Below are 23846 nucleotides of genomic sequence, written 5' to 3' on the forward strand. Positions count from 1 at the left end.
CGGGGCCGGACCGTCGACGCGCTCACCGACATCCCCTCGGGCTCGTCGGGTCCACCCCGGCCCGGCGCGGCCGGCCCACCCCACCGCCACGGCGACTGGAGCCACCCCGTGTCTGAAGCTGTCACCACCTCCGCACCGCCAGCTGAACGCCCACCGTCCAAGCGGGTCGACGGAGGCAAGGTCCGCACCGGCGACCGGGTCTTCAACGGACTCTCGTTCGCCGCGGGCGCCGTCATCATCGCGGTCCTCGGCGCCGTCGCGCTGTTCCTGCTCCTGCAGTCGATCCCCGCGCTGACCTCCAGCTCGGAGGACGTGGCCGCCGCCGCGCCGTTCACGAGCGGCAACGGCTTCTGGGCCTACGCCGGGATCACGATCTTCGGCACGCTGCTCGCGTCGATCATCGCGCTGATCATCGCCGTCCCGTTCGCGATCGCGATCTCGCTGTTCATCTCGCACTACGCGCCGCGCCGCATGTCCTCCGCGCTCGGGTACGTCATCGACCTGCTCGCCGCCATCCCCTCGGTCGTCTTCGGTCTGTGGGGCATGCGCCTGCTCGAACCGCTCCTGCGCCCCGCGTTCACGTGGGTCTCCGAGACCTTCACGCCCGTGCTCGAGTGGATCGCCGGCAACTGGGGCGACTCCGAGCTCGGCCAGGACCCCGAGCAGTGGTACGGCGGCCTGCCGGGCTTCAGCTACATGGCGGAGAACTTCGAGTGGTGGCCGATCTCGCCGTTCCTCTTCGACTTCACCCCGCCGGCCCGCAACATCCTCATGGGCGGGCTCATCCTCGCCATCATGATCCTGCCGATCATCACGTCCCTGTGCCGCGAGGTCTTCCTGCAGACCCCGCGCCTGCAGGAGGAGGCCTCGCTCGCGCTGGGCGCCACCCGCTGGGAGATGATCAAGCAGACGGTGCTGCCCTTCGGCCGCTCCGGCATGGTGTCCGCGTCGATGCTCGGCCTCGGGCGCGCCCTCGGCGAGACGATGGCCCTCCTCATGGTCCTCTCGCCCGGCCTCGCGGTTAACTTCTGGCTCATGTCCCCGGGGCAGCACGCGACGATCGCCTCGCAGATCGCGCTGTCGTTCCCCGAGGCGCACGCCACCGGTGACCCGGTCGCCGGCCAGGACGTCCTCATCGCGATCGGCCTGATGCTGTTCATCCTCACCTTCGTCGTCAACTACATCTCCCGGGCCATCGTCGCCCGGTACGCCGAGTTCTCGGGAGCCAACGCATGAGCGACACCGACCCCACCGGCCACGTCGGGCGGGAGACCGCCGCGAACGACCAGCTGACGACCAACGCCGGTGCGGCGCTGGGCAAGCGGGTCGGCGACGGCCCGCCGACGCGCGCCCACGGGGCGCCGTCCATCACGAGCCACGGCCGCCGCCTGCCCGGGTGGGTGCAGTGGGTCGTCATCGCCTTCGCGCTGGCCGTCGGCATCTTCTTCGGCATGCGCACCGAGACCTTCGGGCCGGCGGTCGAGACCTGGTCGGACCCGGAGCGCGAGTCGCAGTACTCGCTGCCGCTCCTGACCATCGGGCTCTACGCCGTCGTCACCTACATCGTCGTCATGATCCTCGTGGCCTACCTCTACGAGGGACGTCGCTACGGCGGCGACCGGGTGGCCACCACGATCATCGGCGGCGCGTTCCTGGTCGCGCTCCTCCCGCTCGTCTCCCTCCTGTGGACCTCCATCCAGCAGGGCATCGCGGCGATCTCGTGGAGCTTCCTCACGCACAACAACGTCGGCGCGTCCATCGCGGACGTCGAGACCGGCCTCGGGCACGCGATCATCGGCACGCTCTACGTCACGCTGCTCACGGCGCTCGTCGCCATCCCGCTCGGCATCTTCACGGCGATCTACCTCGTCGAGTACGGCAAGGGCCCCTTCGCCCGCGCCGTCACCTTCCTCGTCGACATCATGACGGGCATCCCCTCGATCGTCGCCGGACTGTTCGCCGTCGCGATGCTGACGATGGTCATGGGCCAGCTCGGGTTCGACAGCGCGCCGGCCTACCGCTCCGGCGCGATGGGTGCGGTCGCGCTCATCGTCCTCATGACCCCCATCGTCGTGCGCAACACCGAGGAGATGCTGCGGCTCGTGCCCAACGAGCTGCGCGAGGCCTCCTACGCGCTCGGCGTGCCGAAGTGGCTGACGATCGTCAAGGTCGTCCTGCGCACCTCGGTCGCGGGCATCATCTCGGGTGTCGTCATCGCCGTCGCCCGCGTCATCGGTGAGTCGGCCCCGCTGATGATCACCGCCATGTCGACCGACGTGTTCAACTACAACCCGTTCGACAACTACATGATGACGCTGCCGGTGTACGTCTACAACACGTTCCGCACCGGCAACTTCGAGGCATCCTGGGGCGGCGCGCTCGTCCTCATCTTCATCGTCCTCGTCTTCAACCTCATCGCCCGCTTCGTGGCGGCGATGTTCGCGCCGAAGGGCGAGCGGTGAGCGCCGGCATGACGCACGCACCGACCACCCGTACGGCCTCCCGCACCGCCACCGTCCCCCTCGGCCACCGGCCGGCCCTGAACGGAAGGATCTGACCGAGTGTCCAAGCGCATCGAGGTCAAGGACCTCAACATCTACTACGGCTCCTTCAAGGCGGTCGAGGACGTCACCGTCACCATCGAGCCCCGCTCGGTCACGGCCCTCATCGGCCCGTCCGGCTGCGGCAAGTCGACGTTCCTCCGCACGCTCAACCGCATGCACGAGGTCATCCCCGGCGCGTACGTCGACGGCGAGGTGAACGTCGACGGCCAGAACCTCTACGCCCCCGGCGTCGACCCCGTGGACGTCCGCGGCATGGTCGGCATGGTCTTCCAGCGCCCCAACCCGTTCCCCACGATGTCGATCGCGGAGAACGTGCTCGCCGGCGTGCGCCTCAACAACCGGCGCATCAGCCGCTCCGACGCCGAGGCGCTCGTCGAGCGCTCCCTGCGCGGCGCGAACCTGTGGAACGAGGTCAAGGACCGCCTCGCGCGGCCCGGCTCGTCCCTCTCGGGCGGTCAGCAGCAGCGCCTGTGCATCGCCCGCGCGATCGCCGTCAAGCCCGACGTCGTCCTCATGGACGAGCCCTGCTCGGCGCTCGACCCCATCTCCACGCTCGCGATCGAGGACCTCATCGCCGAGCTGAAGGAGAACTACACGATCGTCATCGTCACGCACAACATGCAGCAGGCGGCGCGCGTGTCGGACAAGACGGGATTCTTCAACATCCAGGGCACCGGCAAGCCCGGTCGGCTCATCGAGTACGACGTCACCGAGACGATCTTCCAGAACCCGGCCAACCAGCAGACCTCGGACTACGTCTCCGGCCGCTTCGGCTGACCTCGCACCACCACGCACGACGACGAACGGCGCCGCACCCTCGCAGGGTGCGGCGCCGTTCGCGGCTGTGCGGGGGCCGGTCGGGGGTACGCGCCGACCGGCGGGGATCAGCTGGCCGAGCCCTCGGCGGAGCCGGTCGTGGGCGAGCTGGTCGAGAGGATGCAGATGCCGTCGCGGTCGTCCGCCTCGTCCCACGTCTCCTGGGTGGGCGTGAGGAGCTGGACCATGTACTGGCTCGAGGCGTAGTCGGTCCCGACGTAGCCCTCGAACGCGTCCGCGCAGGCGGTCTCGAGCTCGGTGCCGACCTCGGTCTGGCCCGGGAACTCGTCGCCGTCGAAGGTGTGGACGAGGTAGACCTCGCCGGTGTGCTCGTCCTCGCAGTCGACCTCCGGGATCTCGGAGACCTGGCCGCCGGTCGCGTCGGACATGTCGAGGCACTGGCCGGCCTCGAACTGCTGGACGGTCGAGCCGCAGGCGGCGAGGAACGGGACGGCGAGCGCGGCGGCGGCGACGGCGGCCGCGCGGCGGGCGTGGGTGGCGCGCATGGGGGAGGAGTCCTTCCGGAAGGGAGAGAGGTCGGAGCCGGTGAGGCCTTGGGAAGGATATCGCCAGCGGGGGCCCGGAAACCCCGCTCGACCGGGGGACTTCAGCCCATGGGGAGCGCGGTGAGGCTCTGGTGGACGATGCCGGCGAGCAGGGCGGAGACGATCCCGACGGCGGGGAGGGTGACGAGCCACGCCACGAGCACCCGGCGGGCGGTCGACCACCGCATGCGGCCGGGCGTGACGAGGCCCGAGCCGATCATGGCCGACCCGATCGTGTGGGTCGTCGAGACCGGCAGCCCGGGGGCGAGCGCGACGACGCCGAGCACCGTCACCGCGGCTCCCTGGATGAACGCCCCGCGGGTGACCGCGCGCCCGACCATGAGGTCGCCGAGGGTGGCGATGATCCGGCGCCCGCCCATCGCCGTCCCCGCGGCGAGGGCGCACGCGGTGGCGACGACGACCCAGGCCGGCACCTCCCCGGCGGGCCGACCGGCGAGCGTGAGGGCGAGGACGAGCACGAGGACCGACTTCGCGCTGCCGAGCAGGCCGATGAGCATCGCCGACGCGGTGGTCGCGGCGGCCAGCGCGACGCGGGCGGCCGGTTCCACCCGGTCGGCGGGGGTGGACATCGCCAGCCTGCGGCCCAGCTGCGTACCCGCGTAGGTCACCGCCAGCGCCGCCACGGCGCTGAGGACCATGGGGGCGAGGACACCGGTGCCGAGCCGCGCCCAGTCCACGCGCGCGCCGCTCGTGGCCGCCGCGCCGGCCAGGGCGCCGACGAGCGTGTACGTGGTCGAGACCGGGAGGCCGAGGCGGGCCGCGAGCGCGAGCCAGCCGGTCGCGCAGGCGAGCGCCACCGCGAGGACCGCGAGGCCGGGGTCGCCGCCCGGCAGCTCGGCGACGCCGAGGCCCGCCTGGTCGGACAGGGCCGGGTGGAGCCACCAGCCCGCGAGCGACCCGACGAGCACCATGACGGCCGCCCACCGGGTGGCCGAGCGCGGGCCGAGGGAGCGGGTGGCCACGGCGGTGGCCACGGCGTTGGAGGCGTCCTGGACCCCGACGGAGAACGTGAACCCCAGGCCGAGCAGGACCGCGAGCGCGAGGAGGACGTCCGTCACCGGCGGCCGGCTCCCGCCGCGAGGATCCGCATGTCGACGACGACGTCGGCGCAGCCCGCGACCGCGTCGGCGAGCGCGGCGAGGACGACGTGGGGGGCGGCCGCGGGGGAGCGGTCGGTCGTGGCAGAGGTCGACGCCGTGCGGACGGCCCGCTGGAGGGAGGCCTCGAGGTCCTCCCGGACCCGGGCTGTCTCGCGGGCGATGTCGGCGAGCCGCCCCGTCGCGCGCAGCGCCCCGGTGGCGACGCCCACCAGCTCGGCGGCCCGCAGCACCTCGTCGGCGGCGTGGACGACCGAGTGGTGCGTGGGGGCGGACCGGTCGGCGAGCAGCGTGCGGGACACCCGCAGCAGCGTGCGCACGACGACGCGCTGGGCCGAGAGCACGCGATGGAGGTCCCCGCGCTCGAACGGCAGGACGAGGTCGCCGACGAGGCGGTCCGTCACCTCCTCGCCGAGCCGGTCGGTGCTCCGGGCGATGTCGCCGACCTGCTCGTCGAGCTCGGGGACGTCAGCCGTCGTGGCGCCGACGACCCGGACGAGCAGCATGGCCGTGTCGACCATGAGGCGGGAGCTCGACGCGAGGCTGGGGCCGTCCCCGGACACCACGGACGGGCGGCGCGACAGGCGCACGGCGACTCCAGGTGAACGAGGCGTGACGGGCGGATGAACGGGAACCCTAACAGGCGGGCGCGCGCGATCGAGGGGCCCGTCCGGACGGGGTCCTGGGGTGCCGGGGGACGTCACCGGCGAAGGAGGGACGGCGGACCGGAGAGCGCCTGTCGGCGCGAAGGCCGCTCGTAGCGGCAAATGTTGGAGCCCGGGGCTTTCGCGGCCCGCCGTCGAGATCCAACGTACGCCCTCGCGCCGCCGGCTGTCACGTCCCGGCCGTCAGATCGCTGCCGTCAGCTCGCGGCCGTCAGCTCCCGGCCGGCGCGTCCCGGCGCGCAGGTCGGTCGTCGCCGGTGCCGTCCGCGTCGTCGTCGGGCCGGTCGTCCCCGGACCCCGCCGCGCGGACCTCGAACCGGTAGCCGACGTTGCGCACCGTGCCGATGAGCTGGTCGTGCTCGGCGCCGAGCTTGGCGCGCAGCCGGCGGACGTGCACGTCCACGGTGCGCGTGCCGCCGTAGTACTCGTACCCCCACACGGCCTGGAGGAGCTGGGCGCGGGTGTGGACGCGGGCGGGGTGCGCGGCGAGGTGCCGGAGCAGCTCGAACTCGCGGAAGGTGAGATCGAGCACCCGGCCGCGGATCCGGGCGGTGTACGCCGTCGGGTCGATGACGAGATCGCCGGCCTCGATGACCTCCGCCTCGTCACCCGGGCCGGAGCCGATGCCGGTGCCCGCCCCGGACGCCGCGAGGGCCTGCGCGCGGGCGGGGGCGGAGCGGTCGAGCAGCATGCGCAGGCGGGCCTCGACCTCGGCGGGACCAGCGCTCTCGAGCACCACGTCCCAGGCGCCCCACTCGGTCGAGACGGCCGCGAACCCGCCCTCGGCGAGGACGAGCAGCAGCGGCACGCCCTCCGGCAGCGTCCCCCCGACCCCGGCGGTGCGGCACAGGGCCCGGGCCCCGACGAGGTCGTGTCGCCCGTCGACCAGCAGCACGTCGGCGCGGTCCTGAGCCACGAGCGCGCTCATCGTCAGCGGCGCGAGGGTGACGCGGTGGCGGAGCAGGGCGAGGGCGGGCAGCGCCCGGACGGCACCGCCGGGGTCGGCGGTGAGGAGCACCAGCTCGGCCATCCGCTCTCCTTCGGTCTGGCTGTCCAGTCTATGCGGGTCGGGGGCGCCCGGTTCCCGGCGTACCGGGACGGACCTGGGATGATCGACCGGTGTCGTCGCCGTCCCCGCGCTCCGTCCCGCCCTCGCGGCGCGGGACGTCGCTGCGCGCGGCGCTGACCGCGGTCCTCGCGGCGGTCCTCGCCGCCGTCTCCCTCGGGCCGCCCGCGGGCGTCGCCGTCGTCACCCTCGTGTGCTCGATCCTCCTGGCGGTCGGGCTCCCGCGCCTGCTCGACCTCCCGCACGGCTCGGGCGCCGCCTGGTTCCTCTCCGGCGGGGCGCTCGTCATCCCGGGCGTCGTGTGGTTCGGCGGCCTCGACCGGGTCGTGCTGCTCGTCGCGGGCGCTGTCGCCACCGCGTTCGTCCACCAGATGGTCCGGCGCGACGGCCGGCCCCGGCTCACCGAGTCCGTCGCCGGGGACGTCCTCGGCCTCGCCCTCATGTCCTTCGGCACCGGCTGGTTCGTCGTGGCCCGCGAGCCGGGCGGCGAGCAGTGGGTGACGGCCGGCGCGCTCGCCGTCGTGGTCGGCACGGCATGCGCCGCGCTGCCCGTCACCTCCTGGCTCGCGGCGAGCCTCGCGGTCACGGCCGGCGGCCTCGTCACCGCCGGGTTCGGGGCGCTCGTCCCCGACGTCGGCTGGTGGCGCGGCGCCCTCCTCGGCCTCGTGGTCGGCGTCCTCACCGCCGCGCTGCACCGCACGTCCGCCCGCTCGCCGAGCTCCTCGCGGCTGCGCCCGGCACTCGCCGCCGCCACGATCCCGCTCCTCGCCGTCGGGGCGGTCGTCACCGTCATCCTGCTCGGTACCACGTAGGTCGAGGAGCGCCCCGCCCGGCGACGCCGTCCGCGCGCTCGCCTACCCTGGTGGCATGACGTTCACGTTCCCCGAGGGACTGGCACCCGAGAACTACCCGGTGGCGTGGCTCGTCGGGACGTGGCACGGGTCCGGCGCGATCGGCTACGACGGCATCGACGAGCAGGTCGTGGTCCAGGAGATCGAGGTCGACCACGACGGCGGCCCCTACCTGCGCTGGCAGGCCACGATCTGGCTCGCCGAGCCCGGGCTGTCCGGGCCCGTGGCCAACGAGATGCCCGGCCTCGAGCGCTACGCGAACCTCGTCAAGGGCCAGCAGTGGTCGACCGAGACGGGCTACGTCCGCACGGTGCCCGGCGAGCCGGTCCCCGCCGGGCAGCCCGCCCCGCAGACCGCGGAGCTCGAGGTCCTGCTCGCGGACCCGGCCGGCCACCTCTCGCTGTACGTCGGGCGCTCGCAGCCCGCCCGGATCGAGCTGACCACCGACGCGGTCGTCCGCTCACCCAGCGCGTCCGAGCTGTCGGCGGGCTCCTGGATGCTCGGGCTCGTGCAGTCCGATCTCATGTGGGCGCGGGACATCGCGGCCTTCGGCAAGCCGCTCGCCCCCTACGCCTCCGGCCGGCTCGGACGGGTCGAGTGATGCTGCCCGGCACCACCCCGGCCGCCGCGCCGGACCTCACCGACTGGCACCCCCAGCCCTCCCCGCTGCTCGCGCGCGAGGGCGCCGTCGAGGGCTCCGGCCCCGACGCCGGCGTGCCGCTCCACCTCGGCCGCCCGGTGCACGAGCAGCGTGCGCTCGAGGCGGGCGACGCGGTCGTCGACCTCTCCCAGCTCGGCGTCGTCACCGTCTCGGGCGCCGACCGGCTCACCTGGCTCGACACCCTGTCCTCGCAGTGGGTCCGGGACCTCACGCCCGGGCAGGCCGCCGAGCTCCTCCTGCTCGACAACCAGGGGCACATCGCGTTCGCGGCCGCCGTGGTCGACGACGCCGAGACCACGTGGCTCGTCGTCGAGGGCGCCTGCGCCGCCCCGCTCGCCGCGTTCCTCGACTCGATGCGGTTCATGCTCGACGTCGAGGTCCGCGTCCGCGCCGACGTCGCGGTCCTCGGGGCCCTCGGGGGCGGCCGCGACCGGCTGCGCGCCGCAGACCCGCTCGCCGTGTGGGACGACCCGTGGCCCGTCACCGCGCCCGGCTCCACCGCCTACGGGCCCGCCGACGCCGACCACCCCGGCGCGGACCACCCGGTCGTCCTCGCCCTCCTCGCGCGTGACCGGCTCGAGGAGGCCGTCGCCGCCGCGCTCGCGCCCGCCGACGCCCGGTCGGTCGGCTCGCTCGCCGGCACCTGGGCGTGGGAGGCCGTACGGGTCGCGGCCTACCGCCCGCGGCACGGCCGCGAGGTCGACGACCGGACCCTGCCGCACGAGCTCGACTGGCTGCGCACCGGCGTCCACCTGACCAAGGGCTGCTACCGCGGCCAGGAGACGGTGGCCAAGCTCGTCAACCTCGGCCGGCCGCCGCGCCGCCTCGTGCTCCTCCACCTCGACGGGAGCGAGCACATCACCCCGGAGGCGGGCGCCCCGGTCGAGAACGACGGCAAGGTCGTCGGCCGCCTCACCTCCGTGGTCCGGCACGGCACCGACGGCCCGCTCGCGCTCGCGGTCGTCAAGCGCTCGGTCCCGACCGACGCCGTCCTCACCACCGGCGGCGTCACGGCCGCGCAAGAGGTCGTCGTCGACCCCTCCGGGGTCACCGACGCCCGGCCGGGCGAGCGGCCCGGCGCGGGTCTGCGCCGCCTGAGGTAGACCCGGTGGCGGACGAGGAGGGGCGCCCCGACCGAGGTCTGCGCCGCCTCGCCCTGCACGCCCGCACGCGCCTGCGGCAGGGGACCCGGCGCGCGCGCTGGGCGTTCGTCCCGTCGGTCGTGGCCGCGGCCGCCGCGGCGCTGGCCTTCCTCATCTCCTCGGAGGTGCTCGGGCACGAGATGCCGATCTTCGCCCCGACGGCGGCGTGGCTCTGCCTCGGCTTCACCTCCGACCGGCAGCTGCGGCGGGTGGCCGAGCTCGGTGTCGGCTGCACGCTCGGGGTCGCCCTCGGGGAGCTGTTCGCCTCGCTGTTCGGCGTCGGGCCGGTCCAGGTCTTCGCCGTCCTCGTCGTCGCCACGATGCTGGCCCGCGTGGTCGACCGGGGCGAGCTGCTCACCTACCAGGCCGGCATCCAGGGGATCGTCGTCATCGCGATGCCGGCGAGCGCGGCGGTGACCGACGGCGCCTTCGGGCGCTGGAGCGACGCCCTCGTCGGCGCCGCCCTCGCGTTCGCCGTCGCGGCGTTCCTGCCGGACAACGCGATCCGTCGGCCCCGGCGCCGCGCGCAGGCCGCGATCACCGACCTCGCCGACCTCCTGCGCACCCTCGGCGAGGGGCTGCGGCTCGGCGACCGCGAGCTCGCCCGGGACGCCCTCACGCTCGGCCGGGACACGCAGCAGGTCCTCGACACGTGGGAGCGCACGGTCCGCAACGCGCGGCAGGTCATCGCGGTCAACCCCACGATGCGCGGCGACCGCGGGGAGGTCCGGCGGCTCGCCCGGGCCTCCGTCCTCGCGGACCGGGCCGTGCGCAACGCCCGGGTCGTGGCCCGCAAGGCGGAGAGCGTGGTCGAGACGGGGCCGCGGCCGGACCTCGCGCGCTCGCTCGACGCGATGTCCTCCGGGCTGCGGCTCCTCGCCGTGGAGCTCGGCCGCGGCGACGCCCCCGACCTCTCGCGCACCCGGCTCACCGAGGCCGCGCACACCCTCGACCCCGACGACTACGCCTCCGACGGCTGGCCCACGCAGACCCTCGTGTCGGTCCTGCGCTCCCTGGTCGTCGACGTCCTCCAGATCGCCGGCATGACCGCCGCCGACGCGCGCACGCAGCTCCCCGCCGTCGACGGCGGCTGGCGGTGGACCGACGCCGAGGACCACGAGGACCACGAGGACCACGAGGAGCGGGACGACGACGAGCAGCGCCCGGCGTCCTGACCGTCGCCGCGTGCCGGATGCCGCGGCCCGGCAGCTGCACCGGGCGTGCGGCGACTACCGTGTCAGTCATGTTCGCCGCCCTCCAGACCTACGTCATGCTCGCGCTGAGCCTCGGCGCGGTCGTGCTCACCGGGTGGGCGCTCGTCGACTCCCTCATGCGCAAGGACGCGGCCTACGTGGCGGCCGGCAAGCTCCAGCGGCGCGTCTGGATGGTCATCCTCGCGGCCTCGCTCGGCGTCTCGCTGGTGTCGGTGCCGCCGCCGATCGGGGTCGGCGGGGGAGTGGGCGGCCTGCTCTCGCTCGCGGCCGTGGTCGCCGGAGCCGTCTACCTCGCCGACGTGAGACCCGCCGTCCGCGACGCCTCGCCCCGCAGGCGCGGCGGTCGCGGTGGCCGCGGTGGTCGGGGTGGCCGCGGTGGTCGCGGCGGCTTCGACGACCGGCCGCCGACCGCCTGGCGTTCGTGAGGTTCTCGCCGAGCGACCTCGCGCCGCCGCCGCTGCCGCCACGCCGGCACCCCGCCGGCCGGGCGCTGCGATGAGGGCCGTCCTCCAACGCGTCACCCGGGCGGCCGTCCGCGTCGACGGCGAGGTGGTCGGGCAGATCGACCGGCCCGGGCTGCTCGCCCTGGTCGGGGTCACGCACGGCGACGCCGGCGCCCAGGCCGAGGTCGTCGCCCGCAAGATCGCCGAACTGCGGATCCTCGACGACGAGCGCTCCGTGCTCGACGCCGCCGCGCCGGTCCTCGTCGTCTCCCAGTTCACGCTCTACGGGGCCACCCGCAAGGGGCGCCGCCCGTCGTGGTCGGCGGCCGCCCCGGGGCCCGTGGCCGAGCCGCTCGTCGCGGAGGTGGTCGAGCGGCTGCGCGCGGCGGGCGTCGAGGTGGCCACCGGCCGGTTCGGGGCCCACATGGAGATCGAGATGGTCGCCGACGGGCCGGTCACCGTCCTCGTCGAGACCGGGTAGCCCCCGTGGTCGAGAGTGCGGCTCAGGGTCGGCCGAAGTAGTCGCGGGCGCCGTCGATGAGCTCGTCGAGGATGCTGCGCTCGTCCTCGGGCGCGTCGTCGCCGTCTTCCTCGCCCTCGCCGCCACGACCCTGACCGTTGCCGTTGCCGTTGCCGTTGCCGTTGCCGTTGCCGTTGCCGTTGCCGTTGCCGTTGCCGTTGCCGTTGCCGTTGCGCTCGCCGCGGTCGGCGTCGCGCCGTTCGTCGTCGGAGTGGTCCTCGCCGCGGTCGCGACCGCGGTCCCGATCGTCCTCGTCCTCGTCCTCGTCGGACGGCGTGGCGTCCTCCGCGTCGTCCTCGTCGGCGTCGCCCCGGCCGAACAGCTCGCGCAGCGTGTCGAGGGGGTCGCTGAACCGGCTCCGTGCCTCCTCCTCGGCGCGGTCGCGAAGCTCGCGGGCCTCCTCGTCGGCGCGCTCCCGGAGGCGCTCCGCCTCGTCCAGGGCGCTGTCGGTGAGGTCGCGCAACCCGGTCCCGGTCTCCTCCTCGGTCTCCTGCTCCGGCGCCTGCGTGGTCGGCTCCTCGACGTCCGCGCCGCCGTCGGACTCCGTCTCGGACGTGCCCGGGTCCTCGAGGGTGAGCGCATCGCCGTCGGTCGCGCCGTCGTCGCCGCCGCGCGGCCACAGGATGACGGTGAGGGTGAGTGCGCCCACGAGGGCAGCCGTGACGAGGGCGGCGAGGATGAGTACCCCGCGGCCCAGCGGCTGCTCGTCGGTCGACATGCCCCTATCGTCGGCGGCCCCCGGCGCGGCGGCAAGTGCCCGGGGTGGGCCGAGGTCCCCGCCCGCGACGACCGCTCACGCCCATGGCGAACACGGGCAGGTACGGCACCCTCGCGCGGTTATCGTCGTCGAACGCCCGCAGAGGGTCCCCGCTCGACCCGTGCGGCGACCGCACCACACCCAGGGAGTGCCCATGTTCGAACGGTTCACCGACCGCGCCCGTCGCGTCGTCGTCCTCGCCCAGGAAGAGGCGAGGATGCTCAACCACAACTACATCGGGACCGAGCACATCCTCCTCGGGCTCATCCACGAGGGCGAGGGAGTGGCGGCGAAGGCGCTCGAGGCGCTCGACATCTCGCTCGAGGCCGTCCGTGCCCAGGTCACCGAGATCATCGGCGAGGGCCAGCAGGCCCCGGCCGGCCACATCCCCTTCACGCCGCGCGCGAAGAAGGTGCTCGAGCTCTCGCTGCGCGAGGCCCTCCAGCTCGGCCACAACTACATCGGGACCGAGCACATCCTCCTCGGCCTCATCCGCGAGGGCGAGGGCGTCGCCGCCCAGGTGCTGACCAAGCTCGGCGCCGACCTCAACCGCGTGCGCCAGCAGGTCATCCAGCTGCTCTCGGGCTACCAGGGCAAGGAGGCCGTCGCCGCCGGCGGCCCCGCCGAGGGGCAGCCCTCCGGCTCCGCCGTGCTCGACCAGTTCGGCCGCAACCTCACGCAGGCGGCGCGCGAGAGCCGGCTCGACCCGGTCATCGGCCGCGAGCAGCAGATCGAGCGGGTCATGCAGGTGCTCTCGCGCCGCACGAAGAACAACCCGGTCCTCATCGGCGAGCCCGGCGTCGGCAAGACCGCCGTGGTCGAGGGCCTCGCCCAGGACATCGTCAAGGGCGACGTCCCCGAGACGCTCAAGGACAAGCAGCTCTACACGCTCGACCTCGGCTCCCTCGTGGCCGGCTCGCGCTACCGCGGTGACTTCGAGGAGCGCCTGAAGAAGGTGCTCAAGGAGATCCGCACGCGCGGCGACATCATCCTGTTCATCGACGAGATCCACACGCTCGTCGGCGCTGGTGCCGCGGAGGGCGCGATCGACGCCGCCTCGATCCTCAAGCCGATGCTCGCCCGCGGCGAGCTCCAGACGATCGGCGCCACGACCGTCGACGAGTACCGCAAGCACATCGAGAAGGACGCCGCGCTCGAGCGCCGGTTCCAGCCCATCCAGGTGCCGGAGCCGTCGGTCCCGCACGCGGTCGAGATCCTCAAGGGACTGCGTGACCGCTACGAGGCCCACCACCGGGTCTCGATCACGGACTCCGCCCTGCAGGCGGCCGTCACGCTCGCCGACCGCTACGTCTCCGACCGGCACCTGCCGGACAAGGCGATCGACCTCATCGACGAGGCGGGCGCGCGCCTGCGCATCCGCCGGATGACGGCGCCGCCGGAGCTGCGCGAGCTCGACGACCAGATCGAGGAGGTGCGCCGGGAGAAGGAGTCCGCGATCGACGACCAGGACTTCGAGAAGGCCGCCTCCCTGCGCGACGACGAGCGTCAGCTCACCGAGCGCCGCCAGCAGCGCGAGAAGGACTGGCGCGAGGGCGACCTCGACGTGGTCTCCGAGGTCGACGAGGAGCTCGTCGCCGAGGTGCTCGCGATGTCGACCGGCATCCCGGTCGTCAAGCTCACCGAGGAGGAGTCGGCGAAGCTGCTCCACATGGAGGACGAGCTGCACAAGCGGGTCATCGGCCAGGACGAGGCGATCTCGACCCTCTCCCAGGCGATCCGCCGCACGCGCGCCGGCCTCAAGGACCCGCGTCGTCCGGGCGGCTCGTTCATCTTCGCCGGCCCCACCGGCGTCGGGAAGACCGAGCTCGCCAAGGCGCTCGCCGAGTTCCTGTTCGGGGATGAGGACGCGCTCATCACGCTCGACATGTCGGAGTACTCCGAGAAGCACACCGTCTCTCGCCTCTTCGGCGCGCCCCCCGGGTACGTCGGCTACGAGGAGGGCGGCCAGCTGACGGAGAAGGTCCGGCGTCGTCCGTTCTCGGTGGTCCTGTTCGACGAGGTGGAGAAGGCCCACCAGGACCTGTTCAACTCGCTGCTGCAGATCCTCGAGGACGGTCGCCTCACCGACTCCCAGGGTCGGGTCGTCGACTTCAAGAACACGATCATCATCATGACGACGAACCTCGGCACGAAGGACATCGCCAAGGGCCTGCAGACGGGCTTCCAGGCCTCCGGCGACCTGTCCACCTCGTACGAGCGGATGAAGAACAAGGTCAACGACGAGCTCAAGCAGCACTTCCGGCCCGAGTTCCTCAACCGTGTCGACGACACGATCGTCTTCCCGCAGCTCTCGCAGGAGGAGATCGTCCAGATCGTCGACCTCATGATCGCCCGCCTGGACGCCCGCCTGCGCGACCAGGAGATGACGATCGAGCTGACCGACGCCGCCAAGGCCCTGCTCGCCGAGCGCGGCTACGACCCGGTGCTCGGCGCGCGTCCGCTGCGCCGCGCGATCCAGCGGGACATCGAGGACGTCCTGTCCGAGAAGATCCTGTTCAGCGAGGTCAAGGCCGGGCAGCTCATCAAGGTCGACGCCACCGGCGAGGGCATCCTCGGCGAGCTGACCTTCGAGTTCGTCGACCACGACGGGCCGATCGAGAAGGTCGAGCGCCCCGAGGCCGAGCGCGTGGCCACGGCCGGGCGGGCGCTCCCGGCGGCCGCCCCCGTGGGCGGCGCCGGCGGGTCCGGCCAGATGCAGCCGGGCAGCTGATCCCGGGCGGTCGACCGCACGCACGACGACGGCGGGGGCCGGAGGTGGACATCCACCTCCGGCCCCCGCCGTTCGTTGTGACCGGGGACGGCCTCAGTCCTTCGGCGAGCTGTCCTGCTGCGGCACGTCCTGCTGCGGCACGTCCTGCTGGGGCCCGTCCTGCGGCGTCCCCGAGGTGCCCGGACGACCGGCGGGCACCCGGCCGCCCGCCTGCGTCGCAGGTCCGTCCGGGTGCTGCGGCCCGCGCCGCGCGCGGGCCTGGTCCAGCGCCTGCGCCTCGGCGTGCATGGCCCGCGTGGCCTCCTCGCGCTCCCGGGTGCGCGCGCGGTTCCGGCGCACGACGACGACGACGATCGCCGCGACGATCCCCAGCGCCACGAGCAGCGGCGCGAGCGCGGCGACCGCCACGACGATGCCCTGGATCGCCCCGGTGAACGCCTCGCTCGCGTCCTCCCACATCTCCGACCAGCCGGACTGCTCCCCGGTGGTGGACGGCGCGTCCTCGGTGACGAGATCGACGGTGAGGGTGGACATCGCGGCCTGCTCGCCGAGGTCCGTGCGCTGGGCCCGGAGCTGGTCGAGCTCGGCCTGCCGGGTGGTCAGCTCGGTCTCGGCGGCCAGCAGGTCCGCCACCGACCCCGCCTCCTCCATCAGGCCCTCGAGCCGGGCGACGGAGGTCTCGAGCGCGCTGATCTCGGCGTCGAGGTCCCGGACCGTGCCGGTGACGTCGTCGGCCGTGGTCGCCACCTGGTCGACCTCGCCGATCTCGCCGAGGTCCGCGAGGAAGGCGTCGGTCTCCTCGGGCGCGACCCGGACGACCACCTGGCCCCACGGCCGCTCCGCGCTGCTGTTCTGCTGACGACCCTCGACGCGGCCCTCGTAGGTCTCGACGAGGGTGACGACCTCCTCGGTCGCGGCGACGGGGTCCTCGACGACGACGGTCGCGTCCCCGGTGGTGACGACCACCCGGTCGACGCCGTCGGCCGTGACCTGGGCGGCGTCCGCCGCGGGGTCGGCGCCGCTGTCGGCCGCGCCGCCCTCGGCCTGGTCGGCGCTCTCGACGGACTCCTCGTACGCGGGGACGCCCGCATCCTCGTGCGCCTCGTCGCCGCCGGAGCCGGAGGACCCGCAGGCGCTGAGCGTGGCGGCTAGCCCGAGCGCGAGCACGGCGGTCGCGCGGCGGGGGGTTCGTCGTCGTCGGGTGGTCGTGGGTGTCGTCGTTCGCATGATCGAACCGTCGCAGGACGGGGCGGCCCCGGCCACGCCGGCAACCGTTTCGGGACCTCGCGGTGACCTCGTCGTCACCGAAGTTCTCCCCATCGACAGGACCCGCGGTCAGCCGTAGCGGCGGGCGAAGGCCTCCAGGACGCGGTGGGCGTCGTCGACCCGGGCGCGCGAGATCTCGGCGACGACCCGGTCGAACTCGTCGGACGGGAAGTAGCCCGAGTGCCGGTAGTCGGTCATCCGCCGCACGAGGCCCGCGGTGTCGAGCTCGGGGTGGAACTGGGTGACGTACTGGTCCGGCGCGGTCCGCAGCATCTGGACAGGCGTGGGGGCCGAGGTCGCGAGCCGCACGGACCCCGGCGGGGCGACGGTCACCGCCTCGTGGTGTCCGACGTAGGCGTCGAACGCGTCCGGCACGTCGGTGAGCAGCGGGTCGGCCCGCCCCTCCTCGGTCAGCCTGACCCGCACGGCGGAGGTGCCGCGCCCGTAGGTCTCGTCGACGACGGCTCCCAGGCGCCGCGTCAGCGTGCCGACCGCGTAGCACAGGCCCATGAACGGCACGGCCGAGGCCACGACCTGGTCGAGCACCTCGCCGAGCCGGTCCTCCGTGCGGCGCTGGAGGTCCGACTGCTCCTCGAGGGGCGTGGAGCCGGTGAACGGCGAGCCGCCCTGGAGGACACCGGCGAACGCGGTCGGGTCGGGCGCGACGTAGGCGTCGTCGGTCATCGACAGGCGGACGACGCGCTCGGTGGGCACGCCCATGTGGCGGGCGACCGCCGTGTGCTCGTCGTCCGCGGCGCGCTGCTCGGGGCGCGACGAGAGGAGGAGAAAGTGGGCGGGCACCAAGAGATCCTGCCCCAGGTGGCGGGTGCGCGGCGACCGTGCGCCGCGCGGTCCAGCATGCGGTCGGTCACGGCGGCACGCCGAGTTCCACATGGTGACAAACGGGCCCGGCGGGGCGAGGGCTTCCCTACGGTGCACGTATGCGCACGAGGCGGCGTGCGCTGTGAACACAAGTGAGGGACGGCGATGGCGACGTACGTGTACCGGTTCACCGAGGGTGACAAGGACCAGAAGGACCTCCTGGGCGGGAAGGGGGCGAACCTGGCCGAGATGACCCGGCTCGGGCTGCCCGTGCCCCCGGGATTCACGATCACCACCGAGGCGTGCCGGGCGTACCTGCGCGACGGCGACGTGCCCCCCGACCTGCGGGTCGAGGTGACGCTCGCGCTGCGCGAGCTCGAGGACACCGCGGGTCGCTCGCTCGGCGACTTCCACGACCCGCTGCTCGTGTCGGTGCGCTCCGGGGCGAAGTTCTCGATGCCCGGGATGATGGACACGGTCCTCAACATCGGGCTCAACGACGCGTCCGTGCAGGGCCTCACCGAGCTCGCCGGGGACGCGCGCTTCGCCTGGGACTCCTACCGGCGCCTCATCCAGATGTTCGGCAAGACGGTCCTCGACGTCGACGGGGAGCTGTTCTCCGACGCGCTCGACGCGAAGAAGGCGGCGCGCGGGGCGGCGGCGGACGTCGACCTCACCGAGGAGGACCTGCGCGAGCTCGTCGACGAGTACAAGGCGATCGTGCGCGACAACGCGGGGCGGGAGTTCCCGCAGCACCCGCGCGAGCAGCTCGACCTCGCGGTCGAGGCCGTGTTCCGGTCGTGGAACACCGACCGGGCGCGGCTCTACCGCCGCCGCGAGCGCATCTCGGACGACCTCGGCACCGCCGTCAACGTCGTGACGATGGTGTTCGGCAACCTCGGGGACTCCTCGGGCACCGGCGTCTGCTTCACGCGGGACCCGTCCACCGGCGAGTCGGGGATGTACGGCGACTACCTCGTCAACGCGCAGGGCGAGGACGTGGTGGCGGGCATCCGCAACACCCTCCACCTCACCGACCTCGAGACGCTGGACCCGGGCTCGTACGCCGACCTGCGCGCCGCGATGCGCCGGCTCGAGACCCACTACCGCGACCTGTGCGACATCGAGTTCACGATCGAGCAGGGCAAGCTGTGGCTGCTCCAGACCCGCGTGGGCAAGCGGACCGCGGGGGCCGCCTTCCGGGTGGCGACCCAGCTCGTCGACGAGAACCTCATCACGATGGACGAGGCCCTCGGACGGGTGACCGGCGCGCAGCTCAGCCAGCTGATGTTCCCCCAGTTCGACCCCGCCGCCGCCAAGGAGCACCTGACGACCGGCCTGTCGGCCTCGCCGGGTGCCGCCGTCGGCGAGATCGTCCTCGACACCGCCCAGGCGGAGGCCCGCGCCGCGGCCGGCGCCGACGTCATCCTCGTGCGGCGCGAGACCAACCCGGACGACCTCGGCGGGATGATCGTGGCCAAGGGCGTGCTCACCTCGCGCGGCGGCAAGACCTCGCACGCGGCCGTGGTGGCCCGGGGCATGGGCACGTGCGCGGTCGTCGGCGCCGAGGAGATCGTCGTCGACGTCGAGGCCGGCACCGTGACGATCGGCGAGCACGTGCTCCGGCCGGGCGACGTCGTGGCCATCGACGGCACCACCGGCGAGGTCTTCCTCGGCGACGTCCCGGTCTCCGACTCGCCGGTCATGGCCTACATCTCCGGCGGGATCGACGCCGGGCTGGCGGCCGCGGGCGACGACGTCGACCCGCGCGAGCTCGTCGAGGCCGTCCACCGCCTGCTCAGCCACGCCGACGCCCGGCGCCGCATGGACGTGCGCGCCAACGCCGACAACGCGGACGACTCGCAGCGCGCCCGCGAGCGCGGTGCCCAGGGCATCGGCCTGTGCCGCACCGAGCACATGTTCCTCGGCGATCGGCGCGAGCTCGTCGAGCGGCTCATCCTCGCCGACGGGGACGCCGAGCGGGAAGCCGCCCTGGCCGGCCTGCTCGAGCCGCAGAGGTCCGACTTCGAGGGGATCCTCGAGGCGATGGACGGGCTCCCGGCCACGATCCGGCTCATCGACCCGCCGCTGCACGAGTTCCTGCCCGACCTCACCGAGCTGGCGGTCGAGGTGGCGCTCGCCGAGGAGCGCGGCGAGAGCGGGGCGGAGGTCGAGCGCCGGCGCACCCTGCTCGGCGCCGTGCGGCGCATGCACGAGTCCAACCCGATGCTCGGCCTGCGCGGCGTGCGGCTCGGCCTGAAGATCCCGGGCTTGTTCGCGCTGCAGATCCGCGCCGTGGCCGAGGCCGCTGCGCGGCGGATCGCGGCCGGGGGCAGGCCCCGGCCGGAGATCATGGTGCCGCTCGTGGGCTCGCGCCGCGAGCTGCAGATCGTGCGCGACGAGGCGGAGCAGGTGGTCGCCGACGTCGCCGCCGAGCACGGCGTCACGCTCGACATCCCGATCGGCTGCATGATCGAGCTCCCGCGGGCCGCCATGACGGCGGAGCGCATCGCCGACGAGGCGGACTTCTTCTCGTTCGGCACCAACGACCTCACCCAGACGGCGTGGGGCTTCTCCCGCGACGACGTCGAGGGCGCCTTCTTCGCCGACTACCTCGCCAACGGCGTGCTGACGATCTCCCCGTTCGAGACCATCGACGCCGACGGCGTGGGCGCGCTCGTGCGGATCGGTGCCGAGCGCGGCCGGTCGACGAAGCCGAGCCTCAAGCTCGGGGTCTGCGGCGAGCACGGCGGCGACCCGGAGTCGATCCACTTCTTCGAGTCCGTCGGGCTCGACTACGTGTCCTGCTCCCCGTTCCGGGTGCCGATCGCGCGCCTCGAGGCCGGCCGCGCGGCGGTGCAGGGGGAGGACGCCACCCGCTGACCCCTTCTTCGTCGAGATTGCGGTTGGTGCCCATCGAGGTTGCGGTTCGTCGTCGACCTGGTGACGCCTCGGACGTCCCGACCCGCGGCCCCCGGCGCCCGGGTGGTCCGGCAGGGGTGATCATGGGGGGATGAGCACGACGACGGCGACCCCCGGCACCGACGAGCTCGCCGCCTCGCTCCGGTCGGCGGTCGACGGCGAGGTCTCCGACGGCACGCGCCGCCGCGCGGAGTACTCGACCGACGCTTCGAACTACCGCGTGGTCCCGCAGGTCGTCGTCGTCCCGCGCGACGTACCGGACACCCTCGCCGCGCTCGACGTGGCGCGCGCCGCCGGCGCGCCGGTCACCCTGCGCGGCGGCGGGACCTCGACGGCCGGCAACTCGGTCGGTCCCGGCGTGGTCCTCGACGTGTCCCGGCACCTCACGGGCATCGGCGAGATCGACCCGGACGCGCGCACCGCTGTCGTCGAGCCCGGCGTCGTGCTCGCCGACCTCCAGCGCGCGGCCGCGCCGCACGGCCTGCGGTTCGGCCCGGACCCGTCCACGCAGAACCGCGCGACGATCGGCGGGATGATCGGCACCAACGCGTGCGGACCCCACGCGCTCGCCTACGGCCGCACGGCGGACAACGTCCACTCGCTCGACGTCGTCGACGGGCTCGGCCGCCGTTTCACGGCGGGTTCGGGACGGAACGCGCTCGACGTGGTCGACGGACTGTCCGACCTGGTCACGAGGGGGCTTGGGCCGATCCGGTCGGAGCTGGGCCGATTCGGCCGTCAGGTCTCCGGCTACTCCCTCGAGCACCTGCTGCCGGAGAACGGACGCGACCTGGCGAAGATGCTCGTCGGGTCCGAGGGCACGCTCGTCACGATGCTCGGCGGCACCGTGCGGCTCGTGCCGGTCCCGGCGCGGCCCGTGCTCGTCGTCCTCGGCTACCCGGACATGATCGCCGCCGCCGACGCCGTGCCGGCCCTCCTCGAGCACCGGCCGCTCGCCGTCGAGGGGCTCGACGCCAGGCTCGTCGACGTCGTGCGCCGTGCCAAGGGGCCCGGCGCCGTTCCCGAGCTGCCCGCGGGGCAGGGCTGGCTCATGGTCGAGGTCGGTGCAGAGGAGCACGAGTCCGACGCCGACGTCCTCGCCCGGGCGCGCGCGCTCGCCGCCGCCGGATCGACGGACGCGGCGGTCGTCGTCCCCGCGGGAGCCGAGGCGGACGCCCTGTGGCGGATCCGGGCCGACGGCGCCGGGCTCGGCGGACGCACGCCCGCCGGCATGCCGGCGTGGCCGGGCTGGGAGGACGCCGCCGTCCCCCCGGAGAACCTCGGGGCCTACCTGCGCGACTTCATGGCCATGCTCGACCGTCGCGGCCTCGACGGCCTGCTCTACGGCCACTTCGGGGACGGGTGCGTCCACGTGCGCGTCGACTTCCCCCTCGACGACGGCGCGCGCGGCGCGCGGGAGTTCGCGGAGACGGTGGCCGAGGCGGCCGACATCGCCGTGGCGCACGGGGGATCGCTCTCCGGGGAGCACGGCGACGGTCGCGCTCGGTCCGAGCTGCTCGACCGGATGTACGGACCCGAGGTGATGGGCCTGTTCGGGCAGGTCAAGAACCTGTTCGACCCGAAGGTGTCGCTCAACCCGGGTGTGCTCGTCGACCCGGACCCCGTCGGCGCGTACCTGCGCCGGCCAGCCGCGAAGCCGCTGCCGGTCGCCCGTGGCGGTGGGTTCGCATTCAGCGAGGACGGTGGCGACGTCACGCGCGCCGCGCATCGGTGCACCGGGGTGGGGAAGTGCCGGGCGGACAGCTCGGCGTCGGGCGGCTTCATGTGCCCGAGCTACCAGGCGACGAAGGACGAGAAGGACGTCACCCGCGGGCGCGCCCGCGTCCTGCAGGAGGTGACCAACGGCGAGCTCGTCGCGCGGTGGGACGACCCGGCGCTGCTCGAGTCGCTCGACCTGTGCCTGTCCTGCAAGGCGTGCTCGGCGGACTGCCCCGCGGGGATGGACGTCGCGCGGCTCAAGGCCGAGACGCTCCACCGCGCGTACGAGGGGAAGCTCCGGCCGCGGACCCACTACACGCTCGGCCGTCTCCCGGTGCTCGCCAACCTCGTCACCGGGGTGCCCGGCCTCGCGCGCGTCGCCAACGCCGTCCTCAGCGTCGGCGCGCTGCGCAGGCTCGCGTTCGCGATCGCCGGCGTCGACACATCCCGCGCCATGCCGGGCTTCGCCACGCAGCGCCTGACGACCTGGTGGAAGAAACGCAGCTGCGGGCGCGGCGCCGTGCGCACGGCGTCGGCCGAGGCGCTGGACGGCCCGGGTCTCGCGAGCCGCAACGATACGCACGAACCGCAGTCTCGACGAGACGGTGCCGAGCGTGCGGCCACCAACCGCAGTCTCGACGTGCACGAACCGCAATCTCGACGGTACGTCGTGCTGTTCACCGACTCGTTCTCCGAGACCCTCGACGGCGCCGGCGCGCAGGCCACCGTCGAGCTCCTCGAGGCCGCCGGCTACACGGTGGTCATCCCGGAGGACAAGGTCTGCTGCGGGCTCACGTGGATCTCGACCGGTCAGCTCGACGGCGCACGGACCCGGATGCGCGACCTGCTCGGGGTCCTCGCCCCGTTCGCGGCCAACGGCATCCCGGTGGTCGGCGTCGAGCCGTCGTGCACCGCGGCGCTGCGCGACGACATGCCCGAGCTCCTCCCGGACGACCCGCGCGCCCACCTGCTCGCGAGCAGCACGTACACGCTCGCCGAGCTCCTCACGGCGCCCGACCCGATCGGCCCGGGGGAGCGGTGGAGCGCGCCGGACCTCACCGGGGTCGAGGTCGTGGCGCAGCCGCACTGCCACCACCACTCCGTCATGGGCTGGGAGACCGACCGCGCGCTCATCGCCTCGACCGGGGCGACGACGACGAACCTCGCGGGCTGCTGCGGCCTGGCCGGCAACTTCGGGATGGAGAAGGGGCACGCCGAGGTGAGCGCCGCCGTCGCCGAGAACGCCCTCCTGCCGGCGCTCCGCGAGCACCCGGACGCCACGTTCCTCGCCGACGGCTTCTCCTGCCGCACGCAGGCGGACCAGCTCGCCGGGCGCAGCGGCGTGCACCTCGCCGAGCTGCTGCTGGGCCGCGTCACCCCCTGACGCGGGGGCGGCCGGTCAGCCGATCGTCACGAGGTCGAGGCTCACCTCGCCGTGCGCGGCGGCCCAGCGGTCACGGCCACCGAGCCGTTCCGCCACGTCGTCGACGAGCCGTCCCCGGACGGCGGGGTCGATGTCGAGCGGCCCGAGCTCGCTCGCGAACAGGAGGCGGTACCGCCGCAGGTCCTGTCCGGCCCACGCGAGATAGGCCTCCCGGGCGCGTCCCGCCGCGTCGGCGGCCGTCGCATCGGAGACCGCCGCGTCCATCGCCTGCAGGAGTCCCTCCGCCGCCCGCGCGTAGGCGGCGGTCAGCAGTCCGCCCCGACCGCCGAAGTGGGAGTACACGCACATCGTCGAACGCCCGCCCGCGGATGCCAGCGACCGTACCGAGAGCTCGGCGCTGCCCGAGGTGGCGACCAGCGCGAGGGCGCCGGCGATGAGCGACTCGTCGATCTCCGACCTGCTCGACATCGATCCTCTTCTCGTCGTGCGGCGGCACGTGACCCGCGCCCCGCCGTCCACCGCACCCGATTCGTGTCCCGATCGTGACACGAGGAGTCTGGCCGTCCTGCTCCTCAGCCTATAACGTCCGTTCTCGATAGCGAACGTTATCACGCTCGTTCTTGCGGGCGTCGCACTCCCA

Annotated in this window: 20 protein-coding genes; 12 read left to right on the plus strand and 8 right to left on the minus strand. The window is 73.8% G+C overall.

Annotation, left to right across the window (positions count from 1 at the left end):
* Positions 1-108: 108 nt before the first annotated feature.
* From ACZLMO_RS04375 to pstB, 3 genes are all read left to right on the plus strand, one after another.
* On the plus strand, positions 109-1236 hold the full coding sequence (locus ACZLMO_RS04375) for a PstC family ABC transporter permease (RefSeq protein WP_425713734.1): 1128 nt from the start codon (positions 109-111) through the stop codon (positions 1234-1236).
* Complete coding sequence (pstA, locus tag ACZLMO_RS04380) at positions 1233-2462, plus strand: phosphate ABC transporter permease PstA (protein WP_463652983.1); 1230 nt, start codon at positions 1233-1235, stop codon at positions 2460-2462. The genes ACZLMO_RS04375 and pstA overlap by 4 nt, the downstream gene beginning before the upstream one ends.
* 99 nt (positions 2463-2561) lie before the next feature.
* Entirely contained in the window at positions 2562-3341 is a 780-nt protein-coding gene (gene pstB / locus ACZLMO_RS04385) for a phosphate ABC transporter ATP-binding protein PstB (RefSeq protein ID WP_425713732.1), read from the plus strand.
* A 107-nt stretch (positions 3342-3448) separates the two neighbouring features.
* Here the strand turns inward: pstB and ACZLMO_RS04390 are convergent, their stop codons facing one another.
* The 4 genes from ACZLMO_RS04390 to ACZLMO_RS04405 form a co-directional block, all read right to left on the minus strand.
* A complete protein-coding gene (locus ACZLMO_RS04390) occupies positions 3449-3886 on the minus strand; it encodes a septum formation family protein (RefSeq protein WP_425713731.1) in 438 nt (145 codons plus the stop codon).
* A 101-nt stretch (positions 3887-3987) separates the two neighbouring features.
* The gene (locus tag ACZLMO_RS04395; protein ID WP_463652984.1) at positions 3988-5004 is read right to left on the minus strand and encodes an anion permease; all 1017 of its coding nucleotides are present in this window, start codon (positions 5002-5004) and stop codon (positions 3988-3990) included.
* Positions 5001-5633 (minus strand): hypothetical protein, encoded by a 633-nt coding sequence (locus tag ACZLMO_RS04400; protein WP_425713729.1) that lies wholly within the window; start codon positions 5631-5633, stop codon positions 5001-5003. The genes ACZLMO_RS04395 and ACZLMO_RS04400 overlap by 4 nt, the downstream gene beginning before the upstream one ends.
* A gap of 286 nt (positions 5634-5919) precedes the next feature.
* Entirely contained in the window at positions 5920-6738 is an 819-nt protein-coding gene (locus ACZLMO_RS04405; protein ID WP_463652985.1) for a winged helix-turn-helix domain-containing protein, read from the minus strand.
* Between the two features lie 89 nt (positions 6739-6827).
* Here ACZLMO_RS04405 and ACZLMO_RS04410 point away from each other — a divergent pair, with 89 nt between their 5' ends.
* The 6 genes from ACZLMO_RS04410 (at position 6828) to dtd (ending at position 11566) form a co-directional block, all read left to right on the plus strand.
* Positions 6828-7586 carry a hypothetical protein gene (locus ACZLMO_RS04410; protein WP_425713727.1) on the plus strand — a complete coding sequence of 253 codons (759 nt, stop codon included), beginning with the start codon at positions 6828-6830 and terminating at the stop codon, positions 7584-7586.
* A 55-nt stretch (positions 7587-7641) separates the two neighbouring features.
* Positions 7642-8226, plus strand: a complete 585-nt coding sequence (locus tag ACZLMO_RS04415) for a heme-binding beta-barrel domain-containing protein (RefSeq protein WP_425713726.1) — start codon at positions 7642-7644, stop codon at positions 8224-8226.
* On the plus strand, positions 8226-9389 hold the full coding sequence (ygfZ, locus tag ACZLMO_RS04420; RefSeq protein ID WP_463652986.1) for a CAF17-like 4Fe-4S cluster assembly/insertion protein YgfZ: 1164 nt from the start codon (positions 8226-8228) through the stop codon (positions 9387-9389). The genes ACZLMO_RS04415 and ygfZ overlap by 1 nt, the downstream gene beginning before the upstream one ends.
* A gap of 5 nt (positions 9390-9394) precedes the next feature.
* Positions 9395-10603, plus strand: coding sequence for an FUSC family protein (locus tag ACZLMO_RS04425; protein WP_463652987.1), 1209 nt, complete (start codon positions 9395-9397; stop codon positions 10601-10603).
* A 68-nt stretch (positions 10604-10671) separates the two neighbouring features.
* Positions 10672-11067: a DUF2516 family protein gene (locus ACZLMO_RS04430; RefSeq protein WP_425713723.1), complete on the plus strand. Its 396-nt coding sequence runs from the start codon at positions 10672-10674 to the stop codon at positions 11065-11067.
* Positions 11068-11137: 70 nt separating this feature from the next.
* A complete protein-coding gene (gene dtd / locus ACZLMO_RS04435; protein ID WP_463652988.1) occupies positions 11138-11566 on the plus strand; it encodes a D-aminoacyl-tRNA deacylase in 429 nt (142 codons plus the stop codon).
* A 22-nt stretch (positions 11567-11588) separates the two neighbouring features.
* Here dtd and ACZLMO_RS04440 read toward each other — a convergent pair whose 3' ends face one another.
* Positions 11589-12323 carry a hypothetical protein gene (locus ACZLMO_RS04440; RefSeq protein WP_463652989.1) on the minus strand — a complete coding sequence of 245 codons (735 nt, stop codon included), beginning with the start codon at positions 12321-12323 and terminating at the stop codon, positions 11589-11591.
* A gap of 193 nt (positions 12324-12516) precedes the next feature.
* On the opposite strand from ACZLMO_RS04440, the gene ACZLMO_RS04445 reads away from it, so the two are divergent.
* Complete coding sequence (locus tag ACZLMO_RS04445; RefSeq protein ID WP_463652990.1) at positions 12517-15093, plus strand: ATP-dependent Clp protease ATP-binding subunit; 2577 nt, start codon at positions 12517-12519, stop codon at positions 15091-15093.
* Positions 15094-15186: 93 nt separating this feature from the next.
* Here ACZLMO_RS04445 and ACZLMO_RS04450 read toward each other — a convergent pair whose 3' ends face one another.
* Both ACZLMO_RS04450 and ACZLMO_RS04455 read right to left on the minus strand, forming a co-directional pair.
* Positions 15187-16320: a DUF4349 domain-containing protein gene (locus tag ACZLMO_RS04450; RefSeq protein ID WP_463652991.1), complete on the minus strand. Its 1134-nt coding sequence runs from the start codon at positions 16318-16320 to the stop codon at positions 15187-15189.
* Positions 16321-16428: 108 nt separating this feature from the next.
* Positions 16429-17160 (minus strand): glutamine amidotransferase, encoded by a 732-nt coding sequence (locus tag ACZLMO_RS04455; RefSeq protein ID WP_463652992.1) that lies wholly within the window; start codon positions 17158-17160, stop codon positions 16429-16431.
* Between the two features lie 186 nt (positions 17161-17346).
* Between ACZLMO_RS04455 and ppdK the strand changes: the two genes are divergently transcribed.
* The gene (ppdK, locus tag ACZLMO_RS04460; protein ID WP_463652993.1) at positions 17347-20064 is read left to right on the plus strand and encodes a pyruvate, phosphate dikinase; all 2718 of its coding nucleotides are present in this window, start codon (positions 17347-17349) and stop codon (positions 20062-20064) included.
* 130 nt (positions 20065-20194) lie between these two features.
* Entirely contained in the window at positions 20195-23206 is a 3012-nt protein-coding gene (locus ACZLMO_RS04465; protein ID WP_463652994.1) for an FAD-binding and (Fe-S)-binding domain-containing protein, read from the plus strand.
* 15 nt (positions 23207-23221) lie between these two features.
* On the opposite strand, the gene ACZLMO_RS04470 is transcribed toward ACZLMO_RS04465, so the two are convergent.
* Complete coding sequence (locus ACZLMO_RS04470; RefSeq protein WP_463652995.1) at positions 23222-23674, minus strand: TetR/AcrR family transcriptional regulator; 453 nt, start codon at positions 23672-23674, stop codon at positions 23222-23224.
* Positions 23675-23846: the final 172 nt, after the last annotated feature.

Source organism: Georgenia sp. G2120 (assembly GCF_055326485.1).